This is a genomic window from Deinococcus sp. (assembly GCF_018260555.1).
Taxonomy (GTDB): Bacteria; Deinococcota; Deinococci; order Deinococcales; family Deinococcaceae; genus Deinococcus.
Map to the genome: position 1 here is coordinate 1 of NZ_JAGLBB010000105.1, position 6,131 is coordinate 6,131.

The window sequence follows — 6,131 nt, forward strand, 5'->3', positions numbered from 1 at the left end:
CGCGTTTGGACGCTGCGAGCGTGGCTGTCACGGCCTCAAGGCGTTTCCTGTCGGGCATAGTTCCAGCCAACTACCGGACAAGGCTAGGCTCCCCCCGGTTTGGTCCCGTTTAGGAAACGGTTTGGCGCGTCCAGAACGGCAAAAATGACATGGACTCATCGGATTTTCAGCGAGACGGGTGGCTGGTCATTTCTGCGCCACGTCCTTCTGTTCCTGACCTATCCTGGGGCTATGGCTCAGGCTCTCCTCAAGGCCGTCATGGCCGGTGAGTACCGGCAGGGCGTTCAGCTCTTCGAGGCCCTGAAACGGCCGGGCGCACACGACTTCCGCTGGGGTGGTGTCTGCCACCTCCACCTGAGCGATGTGTTGAAGGCCCGCCGCTTGCTCCTGACGGCGGTGGCGAAGGGAGATCAGGCGGCGCGCGTGGACCTGGCAACTTGCTTGCGGTTCGAGGGAGAGTTCGCTGCTGCACGCGCGCAGCTTGATGCACTGGACGTGAATCAGATGGCGGCAAGAGATGCCGCCCTGGCTCTGCGGGAAGCGGCCATTCTGGAGCAGCAGTGCGGAGAAGTCGCCCGAGCCGCCGCGCTGCTTGATGAAGCCTGGAGTCACGCGGTCGGTGCCAGTCCGCTGGTGCAGTCAGCGGTGGCCCAGTCCATCGCCCTGGTCGCCGCGCATCAGGGGAACGACATGAAGGCTGGGGCATACCTCCAGTTCGCGGAGGAACACGCCAACGCCATGCGCCGGGTGTATGTCCTCTTGGCCCGGGCTGCCAGTGCCACCCATCTCGGGAAGTTCGGTGACGCAGAGCAGGCGCTGAACGCTGCTGGGAAGCACGGCACAAGCTGTCCCCTGGCCGCCGCATTGCTGTCCTACCGCTGGGGAATGTGGTCCTACGCTCAGGGCCAATCGCAACAGGCACGCGAGGCATTCGGGCGAGCGATTCGTCTGGCGCATGGGCAGCAACAACCCGAAACCGAGTTCTACGCACAACTTGGATTGACCGCGATTGCTACTGCCGTGGGTGACGAGGTGGCAGAACGCAGTAGCCTGGCACGGGCAAAGGCACTGGTGAAAACTCCCCGATCACAGGCTTATCTGGATTGGCGTCTGGGGGCAGCGCTGGTCCGTCACGCTGATCCCCATGGCCTCGAACGGCTAGACGCAGCTTTAGGGTATTTCCAGGCCAGCGGGTGTGCCCGTGAGGTGGTCTGGGTTTTGTTGCATCTGACGGAAGCACACGCCCTTCTCGACTCACCCACGGCCGCGCGCGAGGCTTTACGCGAGGCGGCAGACGCTCACGTCATGCTGGGCGGCCAACAGCACCTGACCGCCCAGCTGAGTGGGCTGGCGCGTACGCGCCAGCTCCTCGACACGCTGGCAGCACACGAATACGAACGGGTGTTGTGCGGACCTCCCGGACCAACCATCCCCGTCGCTGAGGTCACCCTGGTGACCCTGGGAAGTCCGGCGATCCTCGTCAACGGTCAACGTGTCCGGCTCCAGATGAAGAAGTTCGTCGAGGTCCTCGCCTTCCTGCTCCAGCAGAAGGAGACCACGCTGGGGACTTTGCAGACGGAAGTCTTCAGCGATGTCCCCCCTGTACGCTCCAAGAACTACATCCATCAGGTGCGCCACGAACTCAAGCGGCTGGTGCCCGGACTCTCTGTGCCTTACGACACCACGACCCAGACGTACCGGGTTCACTGTGGGGGGGTACACCTAACGTGGGACTGGCAGCAGGCGCAGGATGCCTTGCTGAGTTCAGAGCGGGATGTCATGCTGACGGCTAACCTCAATGTTAGAAATTTCCTACAGGACTCGGACAGCGAATGGGTGGAGACGGAGCGTGAGCGCATGAGCCGCTGGATCGTTCGGGTCGGTCTGGAAACGATGGATGCTTGGTACAGCGCAGGCGACTACGCCAAGTGCGTCAAGCTCGCCCAGAGACTCATCGAGATCGACCCGCTTGACGAGTGGCTGCATGACTTCCTGATTCGCGCGACGGCGCAGGTGAGCGGTGTCAGTGCTGCGCGAGCGATCTACTGGGAGAGTCGGACCCTCTTTGCCCGCGAGCTCGGGCATATTCCACCTCTGCTGGACACACTGGCTCAGCAGCTCCAACAGTCACACTGACACGCTAACCACAATCCCGTTTAAGCAAGGCTTCGTGCTGAACGAGTAAAAACACCGTTATGCCGGTTCGCCGTTCCATTGCTACCGTGAGGCCAGTACAGGGGCGGCACGTGGGTTCCGACGACCTTCCTCACCGCGGAGGGCCAGAAGGTCACCACGCAGGCCTGCGCCGGCACGTGGGTGGCCGTCCTGCTCCGCCCCGCTCCAGGCATCACCGCCAGAGTCATCAGCCATGAACTGCCGCCCTGCCCGCGCGACCTGACCAGCGACCGCAAAAAGGGCCGCACCGCCTGGCAGCGCCTGCAAGAGGCGAAGAGTGAAGTGCGGGAGTCATTCCTCCTGACAGGGGATGAGTTTAATATTACCCCCCTACTACAATGGTCGCTACCAGAAAACAATGAAAAATCCCTGGGTACTGTAGATTTTCGCACTTCCATCTTCAAGGATGCTCAGACCCCGCAGGAGCTTCTGTGGAGCCTCAGTCGCGTCGCCAGTACCCACCCGCATCACCGCCGCGAAGCAGTGCAGGAAGGCGCGGCCCGCCTGGTGCAACTGCTCGATGACGAAGGATGGGAGCAGCACTACTACCGGGTGCTGTGGCGCGCCACCGAAGCGGAATTCCGCGGGTGCCCGGCCTACGCGCAGCTCGCTGCGGCGCTGCAACGCACCCTGATCTCCAAAGCGGAGCTCGGCCTCTTGCGGCCAGGCGCGTGGCTCACGCATCAACTCCGTGAGTGCGGCTGGATGGATAACGTGTACCACGTGAAGTCTGCGTAGACCACTGGCCGCAGATGAGCACCCATGCTTGGCTGTGCAATGGAGATTTCAGAGGAGAATCAAGATGTCGTATTGCGCTGACCAGCTCCCCCTGTTGCTCCCATCACTTCCCACAGCGAATGGAAAACCTGTCCACAGAAGAATGCGTCTGGCACACTGAGATTCGCAAGTCGACTGGAACCGCATAGCACCCTCAAACAGGCGGGACCGAGGACGCTGAGGGGAAAACGGCGGCTGTACGGTTTCCAGTCACTCACGGCTCAAAACCTACCGGCGTTCAATCGCCAGAACCTCACTGGCTGCAACCCCGCTGCGAGGCTCGATTTTCGGCGGTGAACGATCCGGTGACGTGACAGAATGCCCGTCATATGGCCGTCAAGAAGTCTGATCTTTATTCCTCCCTGTGGGCCTCCTGCGACGAACTCCGCGGTGGCATGGACGCCAGTCAGTACAAGGACTACGTGCTGTTCATGCTGTTCATCAAGTACATCTCCGACAAATACGCCGACAGCGACGACTTTGCGCCGCCAGTGAACATCCCGGCCGGGGCGAGCTTCCGTGACATGGTCGCCTTGAAGGGCAAGAGCGACATCGGAGACAAAATCAACACACAGGTCATTCAGCCGCTGATCGACAGCAACGCGCGGCTGGCCCGCTCGGACTTTCCTGACTTCAACGACCCGAACAAGCTGGGCGACGGACAGGAGAAAGTGGACCGCCTGACCAATCTCGTGGCGATCTTCGAGCGGCCTGAGCTGGATTTCTCTCAGAACCGCGCCGAGCACGACGATCTTCTTGGCGACGCCTACGAGTACCTGATGCGTCACTTCGCCACTGAGAGCGGCAAGAGCAAGGGCCAGTTCTACACGCCCAGTGAAGTGAGCCGCATCATCGCCAAGGTGATCGGGATCTCCCCGAAGAACTCAGTGGCGGGCACCACCGCGTACGATCCGACCTGCGGCTCCGGGTCGCTGCTGCTGAAGGTCGCCGCGGAAGCTGGGAAGCGCATTACTCTCGAAGGGCAGGAGAAGGACGTCAGCACGGCGGGCCTGGCCCGCATGAACATGATCCTGCACGACTTCCCGACCGCGAACGTGCAGAGCGGGAACACCTTGACGAGCCCGAAGTTCAAGGACGGCGAGGCTCTGCGCACCTACGATTACGTGGTCGCCAACCCGCCCTTCTCCGACAAGGCCTGGAGCACCGGCCTGACGCCCGCCACCGACCCGTTCCAGCGCTTCCCGTGGGGTGAGCCGCCCACCAAGCAGGGCGACTACGCGTACCTCATGCACATCATCCGCAGCATGAAGGCCAACGGGAAGGGAGCGTGTATCCTGCCGCACGGCGTGCTGTTCCGTGGGAACGCGGAGGCCGTTATCCGCCGCCACCTGGTCGAGTCCGGCATCCTGAAAGGCATCATCGGACTACCCGCCAACCTGTTCTATGGCACGGGCATCCCTGCCTGCATCCTGGTGCTCGACAAGGAGAACGCGCAGACCCGCCGGGGCATCCTGATGATCGACGCGAGCAAGTCCTTCATCAAGGACGGCCCGAAGAACCGCCTGCGGGAACAGGACATCCACCGCATCGTGGACACCTTCCAGAAAGGGCAGGAGGTGCCCCGTTACGCCCGCATGGTGCCGTACAGCGAGATCGCCGACGCCCACAACGACTTCAACCTGAACCTGCCCCGCTACATCGACAGCAGCGAACCCGAGGACCTGCAGGACATCGGCGGTCACCTGCACGGCGGCATCCCCGAACGGGACATCGACGCGCTCGGCTCCTACTGGGAAGTCATGCCGGACCTGCGCAGCGCCCTGTTCAGCCCCCTGCGTCCCGGCTACGCCACCCTGACGCCTGCCCTAGACGCCCTGAAGCCCAGCATCCTCGACCACGCCGAGTACCAGGCCTTCGTGAGCACCGTGGGTGACCTGTACACCACCTGGAAGGCCGACCACCGCCCCAGGATGCTGAACATCCGAGTGGGTGACTCCGGTAAGGAGCTGATCGAGGACCTCGGCGAGCACCTGCTGAACACCTTCAGAGCCGCGCCGCTGCTCGACCCGTACGGCGTGTACCAGCACCTGATGACGTACTGGCAGGACGTCATGCAGGACGACCTCGACCTGATTACGGCGGACGGCTGGGTAGCCCGGCCGCAGCGCATCCTGGTCAAAGACAAGAAGGGCAAGACCAAGGACAAAGGCTGGTTCTGCGACCTGCTGCCCAAGCCGTTCATCGTGGCCCGGTACTTCGCGGCCGAACAGGCCGAGCTGGACGCCAAGCAGGCCGAACTGGACGCCGCCCGCAGCGAACAGGACGAACTGACCGAGGAGCACGGCGGCGAAGAGGGCGTGTTCGGCGAGCTGGAGAAGGTGACCGCCAAGGACGTGAAGGGCCTGCGCCCCGGCCTGACCACCAACGACGACAACGAGAGCGAACTGGCCGTGGTGGACCACTGGCTGGCGCTGGAGAACCAGATCATCTTCCTGAAGAAGAGGGTGAGCGACCTGGACGCTGCCCTGGACCGCAAAGCCCACGACCAGTACGCCAGACTGACCGAGGACGACATCAAATCCCTGGTGATCGACGACAAGTGGCTGGCGGAACTGGAGCGCCGCCTGCACGCCGAGGTGGACCGGGTGTCGCAGCGCCTGACGGGACGTATCCGGGAACTGGCCCAGCGGTACGACACGCCCCTGCCGACGCTGGAGGCGCAGGTGAGTGAACTGGCCGCACGGGTGGACGCGCACCTGGCCCGCATGGGAGCGCGGGCGTGAGCGCAGGGGTAAGGCTGGGGTATAAGCAGACTGAAGTAGGAGAGATACCGGAGGATTGGGAAGTCAAGAGGCTAGGTGAGTTTGCGTCTTTCAGAACTGGCCCCTTTGGTAGTGCAATACACAAATCTGATTATGTTTCCGGCGGAACGCCAATCGTAAACCCAATGCACATAGTAGGTGGAAGTATAAAACCCACCGACTCAATGGCAGTTTCTGGTCTTATTGTTGAGAAGCTGAAGGATTTTCGTCTTAAGGAAAAGGATATAGTTATAGGCAGACGCGGAGAAATGGGAAGATGCGCTGTCGTATTAAAAGAACAAGATGGCTGGCTTTGTGGAACTGGTTCAATGATTATTAAGCTGAATAAAACAAATCCTGATTTCATTCAGAGAATTCTATCGACCAAAAAGGTTATTGAGGCCATTGAAGATTCTT

Annotated in this window: 4 protein-coding genes; all 4 read left to right on the forward strand. The window is 61.6% G+C overall.

Annotated features, from left to right (window positions below; genetic code table 11):
- Positions 1-231 precede the first annotated feature (231 nt).
- On the forward strand, positions 232-2,136 hold the full coding sequence (locus QZ271_RS13615) for a bacterial transcriptional activator domain-containing protein (protein ID WP_291432383.1): 1,905 nt from the start codon (positions 232-234) through the stop codon (positions 2,134-2,136).
- Between the two features lie 180 nt (positions 2,137-2,316).
- Positions 2,317-2,913 (forward strand): hypothetical protein, encoded by a 597-nt coding sequence (locus QZ271_RS13620; protein WP_291432384.1) that lies wholly within the window; start codon positions 2,317-2,319, stop codon positions 2,911-2,913.
- 368 nt (positions 2,914-3,281) lie between these two features.
- Positions 3,282-5,696: an N-6 DNA methylase gene (locus QZ271_RS13625; RefSeq protein ID WP_291432387.1), complete on the forward strand. Its 2,415-nt coding sequence runs from the start codon at positions 3,282-3,284 to the stop codon at positions 5,694-5,696.
- Positions 5,693-6,131 (forward strand): restriction endonuclease subunit S (locus QZ271_RS13630; RefSeq protein ID WP_291432389.1); only part of this gene is annotated, 439 nt, incomplete at its 3' end. The genes QZ271_RS13625 and QZ271_RS13630, both read left to right, overlap by 4 nt.